Below are 1,063 nucleotides of genomic sequence, written 5' to 3' on the forward strand. Positions count from 1 at the left end.
GGCGTTCCGTGACCGCTCCAGCCTCGGCGGCGATGAGGCTGCGGCCACCGGAAGCCCTGTCCCGGGGCGGGTCCGGGCGTTCCGGCAGGGGGCCGTCACCAATCTGCTCAACCCGAAGGTGATCTTTTTCAATGTGGCCTTCCTGCCGCAGTTCGTGAACCCGGCCCTCGGGCACACAGTGGGGCAACTCCTGGTCCTGGGGCTCACGCTGGTACTCGTGGGCTTGGCAGTTGATGCCTCGATCGGTCTGATCTCCGGCCGACTCTCGTCGCTGTTGCGGCGCAGTCGCCGCGTGGCTCGCGGACTCAATGTCTTCAGCGGCACAGTCTTCGCAGGACTCGCGGCTCGGCTGGCCGTTGGGTCCGATTAGAGCTGCTTCAGGCGACGTTTGTCCTGTCGACGACGGCGCGTAGGCGCCGGTCGTCGGCGTGGCGGTTTCGCCAGATGATGTAGCGGCGGATCATGCTGCCCTGCTCCTTGTGGTCGGCGTGGTCCGTGCCGTCGAGGGCGAAGTAGCGCAGGGCCGTGAACTGAGCCTCGATCCGATTCAGCCAGGAGGAGTTCGTCGGCGTGTAGGCGATCTCGACGTTGTTCGCCGCCGCCCAGGCCCCGACGCGTTGGCATCTCTTCGTGGTCAGGTGCGGGGAGAAGTTGTCGCAGACGATCGCGATCCGTACTTCGGGTGGGTAGAGCGTGCGCAGATAGCGGCAGAATTCCAGGAACTGCGTCCGCTTCTTGACCGGTTTGATGTGGCCGTAGAGCTGGTCCTTGGCCAGGTCCAGGGCAGCGAAGAGGTGGCGTACTCCGCCGTAGCGGTTGTAGGTCGCCCGGCGCCTCCGGCGGGGCTCACGGTCGGGATCCTTGTGCCTGCCACCACGCTCGGCCCACTGCCGTCCGGGGTGTGGCATCAGGTTCAGCGGCCCGAACTCGTCCAGGCAGAAAACGACATCGGGTTCACCGTCGTCGGGTACGACGTCGCCGTCGGCGATGGAGTAGAGGTGTTCGACCCGGGCCTTCTTCGTGGCGTAGTCGGGATCGCGTGAGGTCTTCGAGGTCTTTACGC

General features: G+C 65.9%; 2 protein-coding genes. One reads left to right on the forward strand and one right to left on the reverse strand.

What is annotated here, in order from left to right; genetic code table 11:
- Nucleotides 1-370, forward strand: a 370-nt coding sequence (locus AQJ27_RS51235; RefSeq protein WP_159064684.1) for a LysE family translocator, incomplete at its 5' end; no start/stop codon positions are given.
- Between the two features lie 7 nt (nucleotides 371-377).
- Here the strand turns inward: AQJ27_RS51235 and AQJ27_RS51240 are convergent.
- Nucleotides 378-1,063 (reverse strand): transposase (locus AQJ27_RS51240; protein ID WP_244313892.1); only part of this gene is annotated, 686 nt, incomplete at its 5' end.

This window comes from Streptomyces olivochromogenes, assembly GCF_001514115.1.
GTDB lineage: Bacteria > Actinomycetota > Actinomycetes > Streptomycetales > Streptomycetaceae > Streptomyces > Streptomyces olivochromogenes.